18 protein-coding genes are annotated in these 16,137 nt (G+C 62.7%); 7 read left to right on the plus strand and 11 right to left on the minus strand.

Translation table 11 applies throughout. From position 1 onward, the window contains the following. Window positions 1–15: 15 nt before the first annotated feature. From AC1Q67_RS14150 to AC1Q67_RS14160, 3 genes are read right to left on the minus strand one after another with little or no spacing between them, the layout of a single operon-like run. Window positions 16–1,140 (minus strand): nickel/cobalt transporter, encoded by a 1,125-nt coding sequence (locus AC1Q67_RS14150; RefSeq protein WP_492236043.1) that lies wholly within the window; start codon window positions 1,138–1,140, stop codon window positions 16–18. Further along, a complete protein-coding gene (locus tag AC1Q67_RS14155) occupies window positions 1,140–1,787 on the minus strand; it encodes a DUF1007 family protein (RefSeq protein ID WP_492236044.1) in 648 nt (215 codons plus the stop codon). The genes AC1Q67_RS14150 and AC1Q67_RS14155 overlap by 1 nt, the downstream gene beginning before the upstream one ends. 12 nt (window positions 1,788–1,799) lie before the next feature. Continuing rightward, window positions 1,800–3,884, minus strand: coding sequence for a M3 family metallopeptidase (locus AC1Q67_RS14160; RefSeq protein WP_492236045.1), 2,085 nt, complete (start codon window positions 3,882–3,884; stop codon window positions 1,800–1,802). 129 nt (window positions 3,885–4,013) lie between these two features. On the opposite strand from AC1Q67_RS14160, the gene AC1Q67_RS14165 reads away from it, so the two are divergent. The 7 genes from AC1Q67_RS14165 (at window position 4,014) to AC1Q67_RS14195 (ending at window position 9,976) form a co-directional block, all read left to right on the plus strand. After that, a complete protein-coding gene (locus tag AC1Q67_RS14165; protein ID WP_024575902.1) occupies window positions 4,014–4,274 on the plus strand; it encodes a hypothetical protein in 261 nt (86 codons plus the stop codon). Between the two features lie 631 nt (window positions 4,275–4,905). Beyond that, window positions 4,906–6,048: a type III PLP-dependent enzyme gene (locus AC1Q67_RS14170; RefSeq protein WP_492236046.1), complete on the plus strand. Its 1,143-nt coding sequence runs from the start codon at window positions 4,906–4,908 to the stop codon at window positions 6,046–6,048. A 121-nt stretch (window positions 6,049–6,169) separates the two neighbouring features. Continuing rightward, the gene (locus AC1Q67_RS14175) at window positions 6,170–6,772 is read left to right on the plus strand and encodes a GNAT family N-acetyltransferase (protein WP_492236047.1); all 603 of its coding nucleotides are present in this window, start codon (window positions 6,170–6,172) and stop codon (window positions 6,770–6,772) included. A 73-nt stretch (window positions 6,773–6,845) separates the two neighbouring features. Further along, complete coding sequence (locus AC1Q67_RS14180) at window positions 6,846–7,232, plus strand: RidA family protein (RefSeq protein WP_492236048.1); 387 nt, start codon at window positions 6,846–6,848, stop codon at window positions 7,230–7,232. Between the two features lie 287 nt (window positions 7,233–7,519). Next, window positions 7,520–8,002, plus strand: a complete 483-nt coding sequence (locus AC1Q67_RS14185; protein WP_492236049.1) for a GreA/GreB family elongation factor — start codon at window positions 7,520–7,522, stop codon at window positions 8,000–8,002. A gap of 11 nt (window positions 8,003–8,013) precedes the next feature. Then, window positions 8,014–8,418 (plus strand): nucleoside diphosphate kinase regulator, encoded by a 405-nt coding sequence (rnk, locus tag AC1Q67_RS14190; RefSeq protein WP_024575897.1) that lies wholly within the window; start codon window positions 8,014–8,016, stop codon window positions 8,416–8,418. A 163-nt stretch (window positions 8,419–8,581) separates the two neighbouring features. Then, window positions 8,582–9,976, plus strand: a complete 1,395-nt coding sequence (locus AC1Q67_RS14195; RefSeq protein WP_492236460.1) for a homospermidine synthase — start codon at window positions 8,582–8,584, stop codon at window positions 9,974–9,976. 66 nt (window positions 9,977–10,042) lie between these two features. Here AC1Q67_RS14195 and AC1Q67_RS14200 read toward each other — a convergent pair whose 3' ends face one another. The 8 genes from AC1Q67_RS14200 to AC1Q67_RS14235 all read right to left on the minus strand — a co-directional run bounded on the left by AC1Q67_RS14200 (window position 10,043) and on the right by AC1Q67_RS14235 (window position 16,126). Then, window positions 10,043–10,375 carry a hypothetical protein gene (locus AC1Q67_RS14200; protein ID WP_492236050.1) on the minus strand — a complete coding sequence of 111 codons (333 nt, stop codon included), beginning with the start codon at window positions 10,373–10,375 and terminating at the stop codon, window positions 10,043–10,045. A 140-nt stretch (window positions 10,376–10,515) separates the two neighbouring features. Then, window positions 10,516–11,232, minus strand: coding sequence for an MgtC/SapB family protein (locus AC1Q67_RS14205; RefSeq protein WP_492236051.1), 717 nt, complete (start codon window positions 11,230–11,232; stop codon window positions 10,516–10,518). A 16-nt stretch (window positions 11,233–11,248) separates the two neighbouring features. Next, window positions 11,249–12,268, minus strand: coding sequence for a WD40 repeat domain-containing protein (locus AC1Q67_RS14210; protein WP_492236052.1), 1,020 nt, complete (start codon window positions 12,266–12,268; stop codon window positions 11,249–11,251). Then, window positions 12,268–13,326, minus strand: a complete 1,059-nt coding sequence (locus tag AC1Q67_RS14215) for a CobW family GTP-binding protein (protein WP_492236053.1) — start codon at window positions 13,324–13,326, stop codon at window positions 12,268–12,270. Before AC1Q67_RS14215 ends, AC1Q67_RS14210 begins: the two co-directional genes overlap by 1 nt. A 49-nt stretch (window positions 13,327–13,375) precedes the next feature. After that, window positions 13,376–14,281: a metal ABC transporter substrate-binding protein gene (locus tag AC1Q67_RS14220; protein ID WP_492236054.1), complete on the minus strand. Its 906-nt coding sequence runs from the start codon at window positions 14,279–14,281 to the stop codon at window positions 13,376–13,378. A 9-nt stretch (window positions 14,282–14,290) separates the two neighbouring features. Further along, window positions 14,291–15,160 (minus strand): metal ABC transporter permease, encoded by an 870-nt coding sequence (locus AC1Q67_RS14225; protein WP_492236055.1) that lies wholly within the window; start codon window positions 15,158–15,160, stop codon window positions 14,291–14,293. A gap of 7 nt (window positions 15,161–15,167) precedes the next feature. Next, a complete protein-coding gene (locus AC1Q67_RS14230) occupies window positions 15,168–15,926 on the minus strand; it encodes a metal ABC transporter ATP-binding protein (protein ID WP_492236056.1) in 759 nt (252 codons plus the stop codon). 2 nt (window positions 15,927–15,928) lie between these two features. After that, window positions 15,929–16,126: a hypothetical protein gene (locus AC1Q67_RS14235; RefSeq protein WP_492236057.1), complete on the minus strand. Its 198-nt coding sequence runs from the start codon at window positions 16,124–16,126 to the stop codon at window positions 15,929–15,931. Between the last annotated feature and the right edge of the window lie 11 nt (window positions 16,127–16,137).

Below are 16,137 nucleotides of genomic sequence, written 5' to 3' on the forward strand. Positions count from 1 at the left end.
TCAAGGCGACCGGGATCAGAAACAGGTGACCCGTTCCGCGCCAATGTATCCCAGCAGCAGGCCGGTGCCGAACAGCAGCACCAAGGCCGCGGCGCCAAACTCGATTCCGCGCAGCAGGATCGCGCCGCCGCCATCGCGGCCCGCGGCCATGCGGCTGGCGAGACCCTTGGCCGACACCGCGATGATCGCAATGGCCGAGACGGTGATCGCGGTGCCGAGCCCCATCAGCAGCGTTGCCGCTACGCCCGCCCAGAACAGGCCCTGCGCCAACGCAAACACCAACACGAGGATAGCGCCGGAGCACGGCCGGATGCCGACCGTCAGTATGGCGCTCAATCCGCGCGACCAGCCGCCGGGACCGGCGAGCGCACTCGGCTCCGGGCCATGGGAATGACCGCAGTGCTCATCGTGAACATGATCCGGATGGTTGTGATCATGGTGGTGGGCATGTGCGTGATCGTGGGGAACTCGCTCATGCGTATCGTGAGAATGCCCATGATCGTGATGGGCATGATCGTGACCGTGCGCATGCGCCATCGCAGGAACGAGCGGCGACGGCGCACCGCGCCATGACCGCAGCGCGCGGAAAAACCCGCCGCCTTTGCTCCAGACCAGCCGCGCGCCGAACGCCGCGATCAGACCGTAGCTGGCGATTTCGATGACCCGCTCGGCCCCGCACATCTGACCGGCTGTCACATTCAAGACGGCTGCGCCGATACCGACGATGGCAATCGCCATCAACGCCTGCATCAGGGCGGAGGCGAATGACAGCACGATGCCACGCCTGGCTGTCTCCTCGTTGGCGACGAGGTAGGACGAGATCACGGCCTTGCCGTGACCCGGACCGGCCGCGTGAAAGACACCGTAGGCGAAGGAAATGCCGAGCAGCGCCCATACCGCGCTGCCATCGGTCTTGGCGGCACGAATGGTCTTCGACATCTGGAGATAAAATTCGGATTGCTTGGCCAGCAGCCAGCCAATGATGCCGCTGACCTGCGGCTCGGCAACGGCTCCCTTCGGAGCGCCGAAGGGATTTTGCGCCCACGCGGCATGCAACAGCACATCGGCAAGACCCGCGACGGCGAGCGTGACCGCACCCGCAATCGCGAGCCGCTTCAGCATGGGACGAGAGATATCCATCAGGGGCAATCCACCGTGATCTTGTTGGCGAACATCGCGCCATAATTCGAATTGTCGCCGTTCAGGAACGTCTGCTCGTTCATGGTCTGCGCCTGCGCGCTGCCGTCGGTCGGACGCTGGACCGACAGCTTGCAGGTCGCCGGGGCGCCGACGAGCGTTACCGGGTCCTTTTCGTTCAACTGAAAATCAATGAAGTAGGACGGATCGAACACCTCTAGCGCCAGTGCCGGGGTCTTGACCGGCGCCTTGAATGGCAACGTGAAGTGCAGCGTCAGCGCCGAGTCCTTGTATTCGAGATAGTAGTCGATCGGATCGTTGAATTTTTCCTTCTTCTGGCTGCCCGCGCCGCCTGCCTTGGCGAAGGTAAAGAAGGCGTATTCCTTCAGCGACTCCACATTGGTCTGCGCCAGCGGTTTCAGCTCGTCGCGGGTGTAAACGCCCTTGGTCTTGCTCTCGATGCCCTGCAAGGCATAGGTCGAGAACATGTCGTCGAAGGTCCATGCGTGACGTATGCCGGTGATCGATCCGTCGGGGGCGTAGATCAACTCGCTCTTGGCTACGATCCAGACATGCGGATGCGCCTGCGCCGCACCGGCGGTGACTGCCAGCATAGCCACAGCGAAGAAACACTGAATGAGACGGCGCATCGTTATCAGGTCCTATGCGGCTTCAGGTTCGTTGAGCAGACCGCGGCGGCGCAGCAGCGCGTCGGGTTCGGGCTTACGTCCGCGGAAGGCAATGTAGGCATCTTCCGGATCGCGCGAGCCGCCCGACGAATAAATGTCGTCATGTAGCCGCTTCGCGACCGCCGGATCGAAGATGTCGTGCGCTTCCTCGAAGGCGCCGAACGCATCCGCATCCATCACCTCCGACCACATGTAGCTGTAGTAGCCCGACGCATAATGATCGCCGGAGAAGATATGCCCGAACTGCTGCGGCCGGTGCCGCAACGCGATTTCGGCAGGCATGCCGATCTTCTCCAGCTCCTGCTTCTCGAAGGCGCGCACGTCAGTGATCGAAGCCGCCGGCTGGGTATGGAATTCGAGATCGATCAGCGCCGACGAGACGAATTCCACCGTGGCGAAGCCCTGGTTGAACTTGCGCGCGGCAATGAAGCGCTTGAGCAGATCCTCCGGCAGCGGCTCGCCGGTCTGGTAGTGCCGCGCGAACTTTTGCAGCACCTCCGGCTGCTCCTGCCAGTGTTCGTAAAGCTGGGACGGCAACTCGACGAAATCGGTGAACACGCTGGTCCCGGACAGCGAGGGATACATCACATTCGACAGCATGCCGTGCAGGCCATGCCCGAATTCGTGGAACAATGTGCGGGCATCGTCCGGCGACAGCAGCGACGGCTGGCCGTCGGTCCCCTTGGAGAAGTTACAGACATTGATGACCAGCGGCGCGACATCGCCATCGAGCTTCTGCTGGTCGCGCAGCGACGTCATCCAGGCGCCGGAACGCTTGGAGGGACGCGCGAAGTAATCGCCATAGAACAGCGCCTTGTGGTTGCCCTTGGCGTCCTTGACCTCCCAGACCCGCACATCCGGATGCCAGACAGGAATATCCTTGCGCTCGCTGAAGGTCACCCCGAACAGCCGGGTCGCGACGTCGAAGGCGGCGTCGATCATGTTGTCCAGCGCGAGATAAGGCTTGATCGCGGCATCGTCGAAATTAGCGCGGCGCTGGCGCAGCTTCTCGGCGTAGTAGCGCCAGTCCCAGGCGGCGAGCCTGAAGTTGCCGCCCTCCTCTGCGATCAGCGCCTGCAGGGCGTCGCGGTCGGCCATGGCGCGGGCGCGGGCCGGCTTCCAGACCCGCTCCAAGAGGCCGCGTACGGCCTCCGGAGTCTTGGCCATGGAATCTTCCAGGCGGTAGGCGGCGAAGCTCGGATAGCCGAGGATTTTCGCCCGCTCCTCGCGCAGCTTCAAAACCTCGAGGATGGTGGCGCTGTTGTCGTTGTCGTTGCCGTTATCGCCGCGGGCAGTGAAGGCCTTGAACACCTTCTCGCGCAGGTCGCGGCGGCTGGAGTCCTTCAGGAACGGCTCGACCGACGACCGCGACAGCGTCACCACCATCTTGCCAGGCATGCCGCGCTCTTCTGCCGCGGCCTTGGCAGATGCGACGAAGCTGGCCGGCAGGCCCGCCAGATCGCCCTCGCCAAGCTCCATGGTCCAGTCCTGCTCGTCGCCGAGCAGATGATGGCTGAACGATGTCGCCAGATGCGCCAGCCGCTCGTTGATCTCCGCGGTCCGGGCCTTGGCGGCCTCGCTGAGCCCGGCGCCGGAGCGATGGAAGCTGGTCCAGGTCCGCTCCAGCAGCCGCGCCTGCTCGCCCGTCAGATTGAGCGAGGCGGCCTTGTCGCGCAGCTTGGAGACGCGGCCAAACAGCACAGCGTCCATGCTGATCGGATTCCAGTGCCGCGCCTGCTTCAGCGCCACCTCGGACTCAATCTTGAGAAGCTCGGGATTGGAGTGCGCGCCCACGAGGTCATAGAACACCGCCGAGACTTTCGAGAGCAGCTTGCCGGCCCGCTCCAGCGCCGTGACGGTGTTCTCGAAGGTCGGCTCGGCCGGGTTCGCCTTGATCGCCTCGATCTCGGCGGAGTGAGCCGCAAAGGCCTTGTCGAAGGCCGGCAGGAAATGCTCAGGACGGATGTCGGCGAAGGGCGGCGTCTCGAACGGTGTCTGCCAGGCTGTCAGTAGCGGGTTGGTGTTGGGGACGGCAGCCGTTGCGGACGCTTCTGACATGGTAAGGCCTTATTTCCAGCAATTTCCAAGGCACCCTCTATATCATCCGGTGGGGCTTTTTTGCGCCCTAACCCTTGATCGGGACCGCGATTTCGCAGAGATTGCGGCCCGAAACGGGATCACAAAGTCATGAACGCCAAGAAGCTCGAAGCCAACGCCCGCGAAATCGCGTGGCCCAGCGTCATCACCGTCATCAGCGCAGCGATCCTGATCGGCGCCGAGGTGTTCGGCGCGGCATTCGCCGGAGGCTGGGCGCTCGCGATCCTGTTCGGCCTCAGCGACACCGCCGCTCACATCGTCCAGATCGTGCTCTTCCTGATCGGCGTCGTCATCATGATCGCGTTTGTGCGCGGCGCGCAGCGCGTCGAGCCGTTTACCCGGAAGATCTGAGATTCCGGCTGCGCCGCAGGCGCTTTTCACACGCCGAAAAATTAACGCGCATTCATCTTTCTCTCAGTTCGTTAACTCACGCGCGACATTTCGATCACGCTATCGGGAAAGTTATCCCGTGGCGTAGAAAATACTTGCGAACCAGACTCAAAACTCATATTTCCACCCTTGCCCAATTTCGCACGTGCCTGTGGTCGTGTGTCAGTCGGTAGGTATCCGGACAAGAGGCCGGACAGCCGCCAAGGGACGAAGAAGCCGAGGGTCGCTTAGCTCAAACTAAGAGGCCAGCATCTCTCTCCAGGGATGCCGTTGAAGGCGACTTTGCTCCTTGCAACCGTGACTGGCAGCCGGAGGCGAACCGGCGCACCCCGCTCTCAACGGGGGACGCGACTTAAAGCAACGACGGATCGGGCTTTTTTGGTCTCTACCGGCATTCCACCGCCGGCGCGGGCTACTGAAAAGGCTTGTCCTTCATTGCCAGGTGTGCGGGCGGGAAAATCCCAACCAATCCACGGCAGCACAGTTTGGTTTGAGTTTTAGGCTCTGTCGCGTCTCCACAGTGCGGCACAGGTCTATCGCTCATCCGACATCATTTTTGGACGTCCCGTCGCTGGGCGTTTGGGAGGGTGCTATGACCGACCGTATCCAGGAATTCCTGCGCAACCGCCGCAGCGAGGGCCTCGACACCGAGCCATGCCTCGTCGTCGACCTCGAAGTCGTGCGCGACAACTACCAGACCTTCGCGAAGGCGCTGCCTGACTCGCGCGTGTTCTATGCCGTCAAGGCGAACCCGGCGCCGGAAGTGCTGTCGCTGCTGGCTTCGCTCGGCTCGTGCTTCGACACCGCAACCGTTGCGGAGATCGAAATGGCACTGGCTGCCGGTGCGACCCCGGACCGCATCTCCTTCGGCAATACGATCAAGAAGGAGCGCGACATCGCGCGCGCCTTCGCGCTCGGCATCCGCCTGTTTGCGGTGGACTGCGCCGCCGAAGTCGAGAAGATCTCCCGTGCCGCTCCCGGCGCGAAGGTCTTCTGCCGCATCCTGTACGACTGCGCCGGCGCCGAGTGGCCGCTGTCGCGGAAGTTCGGCTGCGACCCGGAGATGGCTGTCGACGTCCTCGACCTCGCCAAGAAGCTGGGCCTCGAGCCGGTGGGCATTTCGTTCCACGTCGGTTCGCAGCAGCGTAAGGTGAAGGCGTGGGATCGCGCACTGGCGATGGCTTCGACGGTGTTCCGTGACTGTGCCGAGCGTGGAATCAACCTGTCCCTGGTCAACATGGGCGGCGGATTCCCGACGAAGTACCTCAAGGACGTTCCTCCGGTCGTGCAGTACGGCCGGTCGATCTTCCGCGCGCTTCGCAAGCACTTCGGCAACCAGATCCCGGAGACCATCATCGAGCCGGGCCGCGGCATGGTCGGCAATGCGGGTATCATCGAGACCGAAGTCGTTCTGATCTCGAAGAAGAGCGACGACGATGAGAACCGCTGGGTCTACCTCGACATCGGCAAGTTCGGCGGCCTCGCCGAGACGATGGACGAGTCGATCCGCTACCAAATCCGCACGCCGCACGACGGCGCGGACATGGCTCCGTGCATTCTCGCGGGCCCGACCTGCGACTCCGCAGACGTGCTGTACGAGAAGGTGCCGTACCCGCTGCCCGTCACGCTCGAGATCGGCGACAAGCTGCTGATCGAAGGCACCGGTGCGTATACGTCGACGTATTCGGCGGTGGCTTTCAACGGCATCCCGCCGCTGAAAACCTACCACATCTGAACTGCCTCATCTGAGGCCTGAAATAACCGGGAGCCGGTCCGCCGGCTCCCATCCCGTCACATCGCTATTTGCTGACAACGCTCCGCGGTCGCCTTGCCGCTGGAGTGGGGACTGACGTGCCATGACTGCTGTTTGGAAAAAGACCACCGCCCTCACCCTCGAAGCCGCTCCGTTCGCGATCCGTGCGGAACGAGCCTCGGACGTCGCCGCGCGTGAAGCGCTGCTGGATGCGAGCTTCGGCGAAGGCCGTCATGCGCGCACCTGCCAGCGCCTGCGCGACGGACGCATGCCCGCCGAAGGCCTCGCCTTCTCGGCTGTGCATCAGGGCCGCGTGGTCGGCACCGTGCGGTTGTGGCACGTCAGCGCCGGGGGCATCCCCGCGCTGGTGCTCGGCCCGCTGGCGGTCGAAGCCTCGTGCCGTTCGCTCGGCGTCGGCGCGGCGCTGATGAATCACGCGCTGGCGGCGGCGAAGGCCCGCGGCCATGGCGCTGTGATCCTGCGCGGGGACGCTGGCTACTACGCGCGCTTCGGCTTCTCGGCGGCCAAGACCGGCGAGCTGGCGCTGCCCGGCCCGTTCGAGCGCGAGCGGCTTCTGGCAGTTGAGCTGCGCCCCGGCGCCCTGGACGAGGCCTTCGGCATGATCGTGGCGACCGGCGACAAATTGCGCCGTGCGGCGGTCCGCGCAGGCGGCAAGGCTCGAAAGCTTCTCATCCAGGCTGCTTGATTTGAACGCCAAGACCCGGCATTGCGGGGCCTGAAAATGAGCCCCGCAATTCGTTGTCACAAGGAAGAGACTGATGTCCCGCCGCCTGATTTCATCCGGATCGCCGTTCGAAAAGATTGCCGGCTACAGCCGCGCCGTTGTCGATGGTGACCTTTGCTTCGTCGCCGGCACCACCGGCTACGATCCCGTCACGAAAGTCCTGCCGGAAGACGTGGCCGAGCAGACCCGCAACTGCTTCAAGACCATCGGCATCGCATTGAAGGAAGGCGGCTTCGAGATGGCCGACCTCGTGCGCGCGACTTACTACGTCACTGATGCCAAGGACTTCGATGCAGTGTTCGCCGTGTGCGGCGAGACGCTCGGCGATATCCGCCCCGCAGCAACGATCGTCGCCGTCTCCGCCCTTTATAAGCCGGAGATGAAAGTCGAGATCGAAGTCACGGCGAAGCGCCGGAGCTGACATCCAGACCAGTGCCCGACATGTTGGCCTGCAAGCGAGCCAACATGTCGCAGCTGATGCGTTGACTTTCCTGCCGCAGGCCATAGCTTAAGATCATCATGTCGAACGTGTGTAACAACCGATTGCTGCTTCACGCAGGTCGCCTTCAAACCCGAAGGTGACCCGGGCGGACGCGCGTCAGCGCCGTCCCGGGTCGTTTATCGTTCGTATCTCCCCCTATTCGTAAAACTGAATCACGGGCATCGCTCGGCACATCCGTGCCGCGCGATTTCATTGTGAGGCACATCATGATGTCGGCACCGATTCCTCCGATCAGTATTGCGTCGGAGGACTTCCATATTCTGAGGCAGATCGCCGTGCGGGCGCTCGAAGAGCGCCATCCGGTGAGCGGCTTTCTGGTTTCGGAACTGAACCGCGCGGACGTCCACGACGCAGCGGCGCCATTGCGTTGCGTGCGTCTCGACGACTGGGTGACGTTTCGCGCCGACGAAGGAATGCCGCTGGACAGCCGCATGCTCGTTCTGCCCGCGAAATTCCGCAGCAGCCACCTCCATGTCTCGGTGCTGTCGCCCGTTGGCGCAGCGCTGATCGGTCTGCACGCCGGATCGAGCATGCCTTACGTGGGAATCGACGGAGTTCGCCACGTCGTCACAGTCGAAAATCTCGACCCACCAGCCGGCGTCGTTTCGCTGCAACACCACCGCGCCATGAAATTCGCAGCGCGCCACAGCGGCAACGATCCCGACCGGCCCGGTCCAACAGCAGCTTGAAGGAGAACATCATGGCCAGCCACTTGCAGCCCGCGCTGCCTCCCATTTCCCTGCGCATGTGCGACGCCGACCGGCTCCGCAACATCGCGGAGGCCGCCTCGGAAAAATATCCGCAGACCACCGACTTCCTGGCGCGGGAGATCGAACGCGCCGAGATTCTGCCGGACACCCGGTTGCTGCCCGGTCTTGTCACCATGGATTCGGACGTGACCTTCCGTGATGACATCAGCATGCAGGAACGCGAGGTAACGCTGGTTTATCCCGAGTCGGCGGATGTGGACGCGGGGAAAATCTCGATCCTGACCCCGATCGGCGCGGCCCTCATCGGCCTTTCGGTGGGACAGACCATCGAGTTCCAGACACCCGGCGGCCGCTGGCGCTCCCTGACCGTGCTCAAGGTTCAGCAGCCCCGATAACACGGCGTCACAAGACACCTTTATGAAAACCCGGCGGCAAAGCACCGTTGCCGTCACCCCCAAGTTGCCGTAGTTCTTCGCTGCTGCAGCATGTCCCCGCCTATCCGGAGTTCTGATTTTGAGCAAATTTCCCGTCTACGCGCGTATCACCGGCCCGATCGTCATGATCGGCTTCGGCTCGATCGGCAAAGGCACGCTGCCGATGATCGAGCGGCATCTCGACTACGACAAGTCGCGCATCACGGTGATCGATCCCAAGGACGAGGGCCGCAAGGCTCATTGCGAAAAGCACAATGTGCGCTTCATCCAGCAGGGCGTGACCAAAGACAATTACCGCGAACTGCTGACGCCGCTGCTCACCGAGGGCGGCGGGCAGGGTTTCTGCGTCAACCTCTCGGTCGATACCGGCTCTACCGACATCATGGAGCTCTGCAACGAACTCGGCGCGCTCTACATCGACACGGTCAACGAGCCGTGGCTCGGTTTCTATTTCGATGCGTCGAAGGGACCGGAAGCGCGCTCGAACTATGCCCTGCGCGAAAACACGCTGGCGGCCAAGAGGGCCCGTCCCGCGGGCTCGACGACGGCGGTCTCCTGCTGCGGCGCCAATCCCGGCATGGTCTCGTTCTTCGTCAAGCAGGCGCTGCTGAATGTCGCCTCCGACCTTAAGCTTAATGCACCACGCCCGAAGACCAAGGCCGAATGGGCGGACCTGATGCGCCAGGCCGGCATCAAGGGCATCCACATCGCCGAACGCGACACCCAGCGCTCGAAGAAGCCGAAGGAGCCGGACGTGTTCGTCAACACGTGGTCGGTGGAAGGCTTTCTGTCGGAAGGCGTTCAGCCATCCGAACTCGGCTGGGGCACCCACGAAAAGTGGATGCCCGAAAACGCACACACCCACGAAGCCGGATGCGGCGCGGCGATCTATCTGATGCAGCCCGGCGCCAATACGCGCGTGCGCACGTGGTGCCCGACGCGCGGCGCGCAATACGGTTTCCTCGTCACTCACAACGAGTCGATTTCGATCTCCGACTATTTCACGGCGCGCGACGCATCGGGCAAGGTCATCTATAGGCCGACCTGCCACTATGCCTATCACCCTGCGGACGACGCCGTGCTCTCGCTGCACGAAATGTTCGGACGTGCGGCGAAGATGCAGGAGAAGCATCACATCCTCGATGAAAACGAGATCGTCGATGGCATCGACGAGCTCGGCGTGCTGCTGTTCGGCCACGACAACAATGCCTACTGGTACGGCTCGCAGCTCTCCATCGAGGAGACGCGGAAACTCGCGCCCTATCAGAACGCCACCGGTCTGCAGGTGACGTCCGCCGTCCTCGGCGGCATGGTGTGGGCGCTGGAAAATCCGAACGAAGGCATCGTCGAAGCCGACGAGATGGATTTCGATCGCCTGCTGGAAATCCAGACGCCATATCTCGGGCCGGTGAAGGGCTACTACACCGACTGGACGCCGCTGACGGATCGTCCGGGTCTCTTTCCCGAAGACATCGACACCAGCGATCCCTGGCAGTTCAAGAATGTTCTGGTGCGCTGATCACGTCAGCATCCCATCACGCAGAAGGGCCGGGCAAATGTCCGGCCTTTTTGTTTTCGATTGGCGCTAGTTCCTGATCGGCTCGCCGGTCTTCTCCGCCGGCGCAGGCGGCAACGCAGGCTTTGCACCCGCCTTCTGCGCATCGGCATCAGGCCGTGCCGGCTCCGGCGCGGGTGTCGTAGGTCTCGTGCCGCCGGGTTTCGATTCTGCCGGTCCATCACTCTTTCCGGCCGGTACTGAAGGCTGCGTGTCCGGCGGCTGCGTGGTTTGCGCAAAATGAATCTCGCCCCGCGATGCCAGTTGCATCAGCGAAATTCCGGACAGTGTCAGGCCGCCCGCAATCAAGACCGCTGACAGAATAAGATCGGTTCGATTGGCTCGCTTTTCGTTCGGAGTCATCTCCGCACCCATTGATATTCTTTCCAAAGGAGCCAACGGATGCTCGAAGCGATGGTTCCGACAAATGCCTGAACGCGCGTTGTCGCGCTCAATGAATTGTGAAGGAAAATGCGGAACCGGCCGGGACCAAACCGCGCGGGTCAGTCCTTGGTGCTGACGTCCCATGTCGCATGGCGGACACCCGGCCTGCGCGCGAGATCAGCCGTGACGGCGTCGAGCTCTTTCGCGTCGACTGCCGTGCTCACCAGCGTAGCCACGATCTCCACGACATCTTCCGCACGTTCGATGACATTGACGTCGCTGACCGGATACTTCGCCGCTTCCAGCTTCTCGACCAGAAGATCGCGCACGGCGTCCATCGATGCGGTATCGACCGTGAGCCTGATTTCGTAGGTGGCTTCCGACGCGCGCTCGTCCAGCGGGCTTCGGTTGATGGCGTTGACCAGCGGCCGCAGCAGCGTGTTGCCAGCGAGAACAAATGCCGTCAGGGTGACCGCCTGCGCCAGCATGTCGGCGCCCGCGCAGCATCCAACCGCCGCAGACCCCCACAATGTCGCCGCCGTATTCAGGCCGCGGACATTCATGCCTTCCTTCATGATGACACCGGCGCCGAGAAAGCCGATGCCCGACACCACATAGGCGATTACGCGCACGGCGCCATCGGCATCGGCAAGCTGCATGGCCAGATCGACAAATGCCGCGGCGCTGACCGCAACCAGCACGTTGGTCCGCAGCCCCGCCGTGCGCAGGCGATACTGGCGCTCGGCCCCGATCAGGGTGCCGAGCACGAACGCAGCCGTCAGACTGACGAGCGTGTCGAGAAAATCATAAAACTGAAATGTCGTCAGGAAGCGCATGACGACTGCTTACCCATTAGAGGGTAAGCAGTCCAGCGTCGCCGTCCTCTGTCGCGAAAGCAAGCAGCGATCCCTTCGCATTCCATGCCAGCGCGGCTACCGGCTCCCCCGCGTTCCTGCGCACCAGGATTTCCGCGCCGTCCTCGATGCGCACCATCAGGATGGTGCCGTCGCTGTAGCCGACCGCGAAAATATCGTCCTTGGGATGGCAAGCGACCACCGTCGCCTTGGCGTGTAACGGCGCAAGCATTCCCGGCTCCTTGCCCATCGGTCCGTCCTTGCTCGCAAACGGCCACAGGATCACGCTGTCCGAGCCGGAGGTGGCAAGGAATTTCCCGCCCGCGCTCCATGACATCGAGCGCACCCGCGCCGGGTATCCGGTCATCCGCATGTGCCGTGAATCGGCCAGCCGCCAGCCGTGCAGCGCCGCTTCATGCATCGATGTGACGAGGAAGCGGTTGTCGGCGCTGAAGGTGACGCCGAGATGCGAGCCTTTCCACTCCAGAAACTCTGGCTTCGCGCCCATATTGGGAAACCACAGCGTCACACCATTGTAATGCGCCACCGCGAGCCGCACGCCTTTCGGCGCGAAGGCCAGACCTCCCACCGTGGACGGCACGTCGAGCGATTTCGCCTCGCCCTTTGGAGCTTTGACATAGGCCGTTTTGCCCGCCGACCACGCAACGGCGCCGTCGGAATGCAACGCGACATTGTCAATCCAGCGGCGCTTGGCGTCGGTGGCGAGCGTCACGATGTTCGACTTGGCATCGAGAGAGATCAGCTTGCCGTCATCGCAGCCCATGACGATGCGCTTGCTGTCTGACGCCGAGCACAGGATGCCGCCGCCATGCACTGCGACCGGCTTTGCCTCGCCGTCGCTGCCCGCGAAGGTGACGCTCTCTTCCGCGCCGACAAACGCCGTAACGTCGCCGAGGAAATGCACAGCGGTCGCAGGCGCGTCGAGCTTCACGCTGGCGACGCGATCAGTGACGGAAACGATAGAGGCCGTCTCCGGAGCCCGATTGAAGTCCTTCATCACGCGATGGTCTTCTCAAAACCTTCACGGATCGCCTGTTCGGGAAGTTCGCGGCCGATAAACACCAGGCGGCTCTCGCGCTTCTCGTCATTGCGCCATTTACGCTGATGGTCGCCCTCCAGCATCATGTGGACGCCCTGGAAGACGTAACGGTCGTCGTCGCCCTTGAACGAAAGGATGCCCTTCGAACGCAGGATCTTCTCCCCGTCCTTGGCGACCAGTTCCTGCAGCCACGGCATGAACTTGGTCGGGTCGATCGGCCTGTCGGTCCGCAGCGACAACGACTGCATGTCCTCGTCATGATAGTGCTTCATGCCGCCGTGGGAATGACCATGGTCGTGATGATGGTCGTGGCCATCATGATCATGGTGGTGATGATCGTGGTCATGGTCATGACCGCCATCGTCAAGGAATTCCGGCTCGATTTCGAGAATGCGGTCGAGATCGAATGCGCCGCGCTCCAGCACATCCGACAGCTTCACCTGTGCGCGCTCGGTCCGGTGCAGCGTCGCATAGGGATTGATCGCACGGATACGCGCCTCGACCTCGGCCAGTTCCGGCTTGGTGACGAGATCGGTCTTGTTCAGCACGATGACGTCGGCGAAGGCGATCTGGTTCTTGGCTTCCGGTGCATCCTTGAGGCGATCGCTCAGCCACTTGGCGTCGGCCACCGTCACCACCGCATCGAGCGCGGTCTTCTCGCGCACATCTTCGTCGACGAAGAAAGTCTGCGCCACCGGAGCGGGGTCGGCGAGACCCGTGGTCTCCAGAATGATGGCGTCGAACTTGCCCTTTCGCTTCATCAGGCCGTCGATGATGCGCACGAGGTCGCCGCGCACGGTGCAGCAGACGCAGCCGTTGTTCATTTCGAACACTTCCTCGTCCGCACCGACGATCAAGTCGTTGTCGATGCCGATCTCGCCGAACTCATTGACGATTACGGCGTACTTCTTGCCGTGGTTCTCGGACAGGATGCGATTGAGCAGCGTGGTCTTTCCGGCACCGAGGTAGCCGGTCAGAACGGTCACGGGAATTTTGTTGGCAGCGGCTTCAGACATGAAATCTCCAGGCAATCAAAACGCGCCCGGCGGCGGGGTGGCCCCTGCCCTAGCTCGACAGCGCGCTGGTCAGGGCCTTTATATTGTGCCGGACCATATCAATGTAAGTGGGGGCCGGGCCCTTTTCGTCGGTCAGACTGTCCGAATACAGCGTTCCACCGATATTCGCCCCGGTCTCGGCGGCGATCCGCCGGATCAGGCGCGGATCGCTGACATTTTCCAGAAAAACAGCCGGAATTTTCTGTCTTTTGATCTGGGAAATGATGGCTGCAATGTCGCGGGCGCTGGGCTCGGACTCGGTCGAGACGCCCTGCGGGGCGATAAATTTGATCCCATAGGCGGCGGCAAAATAGCCGAAGGCATCGTGGGTCGAGATCACACTGCGGCGCTCGGGCGGAATTTTCGCCACCGCCTCCCGGACGTCGCGATCCAGCGCGTCGAGCTTGCCGAGGTAGGCGCTCGCATTGGCCTTGTAGGCATCCGCACCCGCCGGGTCCGCCGCCATCAGCGCATCGCGGATGTTGGCGACATAGATTTTCGCATTGAGCACCGATTGCCAGGCATGTGGATCGGCATCCGTGGGACCATGGTCGTGGCCGTCCTCGATCTTGCGCGCGGCAATGCTCTTGGTGGCGACCACCGTCACCGCCTTGCTGCCGGATGACTTGACCAGACGCTGCAACCAGCCCTCAAGGCCGAGACCGTTGATGATCACAAGCCTTGCATCGGTGATCTTTTTCGCGTCCGAAGGCGTCGGCGTGTAGACATGGGTGTCGCTGTTGGGTCCGACCAGTGTTGTCACATTGACCCGGTCACCACCGACATTCTTCGCGAAATCGCCAAGAATCGAGAATGTCGCGACAACGTTGAGGCGTCCGGGATCAACTGACTGTGCGGAGGCGCGACTTGCAAGCGCAGCCACTGCAACAACGATGATGGATAAGAATCGAAGCACAGCTTCTCCTCACGCTTCGAGATGGCGGCCGGGGAAGAGCTGCCGGACGAGGCCGCTGACGCTCCCGAACAGGACAGAGATCACATACAGCGCCGCGCAGACCAGAATAATTGCAGGTCCCGAAGGGACCTTGGTGTGGAACGACAGCAGCAATCCCGCAAAGCCCGACAGCGCGGCGCTCGCCACCGCGATGCCGATCATGCCGGTGATATCGCGCGACCAGAATCGCGCAATGCCCGCGGGCAGGATCATCAACCCCACCGCCAGCAGCGTGCCGAGCGCATGAAAGCCGTTGACCAGATTGATAACGACCAACGCCAGGAAGGCGAGATGCGCGGGTGCGCCGGCGCGGCTCACCGTGCGCAAAAATACCGGATCGACGCACTCGATCACCAGCGGGCGATAGATCACCGCCAGCACAAGCAGCGTGATGGTGGCGTTGAACGCGATCACCAGCAGGGTCTGGTCGTCCATCGCCAGAATATTGCCGAACAGCACATGCAGCAGATCGATGTTGGTGCCCTTGACCGAGACGATAGTGACGCCGAGCGCCAACGACACCAGATAGAACGCCGCCAGCGAGGCATCTTCTTTCAGCTCGGTGCTGCGCGCGACCAGCCCCGACAGCAACGCCACCGTAAAACCCGCAACAAGTCCGCCGAACGTCATCGCGAACAGGTTCAGGCCGGACAGCAGAAAGCCGATCGCGGCACCCGGCAGGATGGCATGCGCCATTGCGTCGCCCACAAGGCTCATCCGGCGCAGCATGAGGAACACGCCGATCGGCGCACCGCCGAGCGACAATGCGATCACGCCGGCCAGCGCGCGGCGCATGAACTCGAATTCGATGAAAGGCGCGATCAGCGCGTCGTAGATCATGATCGTTTCACGCTGCTTGCGATGATGTGTCGACGCACGGCGCAGCACTGTCGTCGAAGGCTTCGCACATGTGGCGTGCCGCCAGCAGGTTTTCCTGTGTCAGCACTTCCGATGTTTTGCCCCACGCCACTTTTGAGCGCGCGAGCAACAAGGTTTCCGGGAAATTCGCGCGCACCAGATCCATATCGTGCAATGCGGCGAGCACCGTGCGTTGCTCGGCATGCCAGCGCCGCACCAGCGCAACCAGATCGGCGGACGTCTTTGCATCGATGGCGTTGAAGGGTTCGTCCAGCACGATCATGCGGGCATCCTGCAGCAGCACGCGGGCAAACAGCATGCGCTGCATCTGTCCGCCGGACAGCGTCCCGATCGGGCGATTTTCAAATCCGCTCAAACCGACCGCAGCCAGCGCCTCGGTGATCCGTGCCTGCTCCACCTTGCCAAGGCCGCCGAAAATCCCTCTGCGGCGCCACAGACCGGTGCCGACGAAATCGTAGACCGAAATCGGAAAGCTGCGGTCGATGTCCGCGGTCTGCGGCAGATAGGCGATATCGCGCGGATTGAGATTGCCGAGGCCGATGACGCCGGCCAGCGGCTTGAGGATACCGACGATGCCGCGAAACAACGTCGACTTGCCGGCGCCGTTCGGGCCGACCACAGCGACCAGTGCGCCAGGGACCACCTCGCCGCTCAGGTGATGCACCGCCGGATGACGGTCGTAGCCGAGTGTGACGTCGCGGAATTGAAGTTGCGCGGTCGCGGTCATGCTCACCTCATCGCCAGCAGGACGATGGCCCACAGACCCGCGCTGATCGCCACCGCGGCAGTCAGCCGCGCCGCCAGCGTCATCCGCAGGATCGACCAATGGACCGGTTGGGCCGGATGAGGCGATGCCGGGCCATGGCTGTGCGCGTGAGGGCCGTGTGAATGACCGTGGCTGTGGGAATGCCCGTGCGAATGGGCCATGCGGTACGCTT

Source organism: Afipia sp. GW823-FHT06G09 (assembly GCF_058794875.1).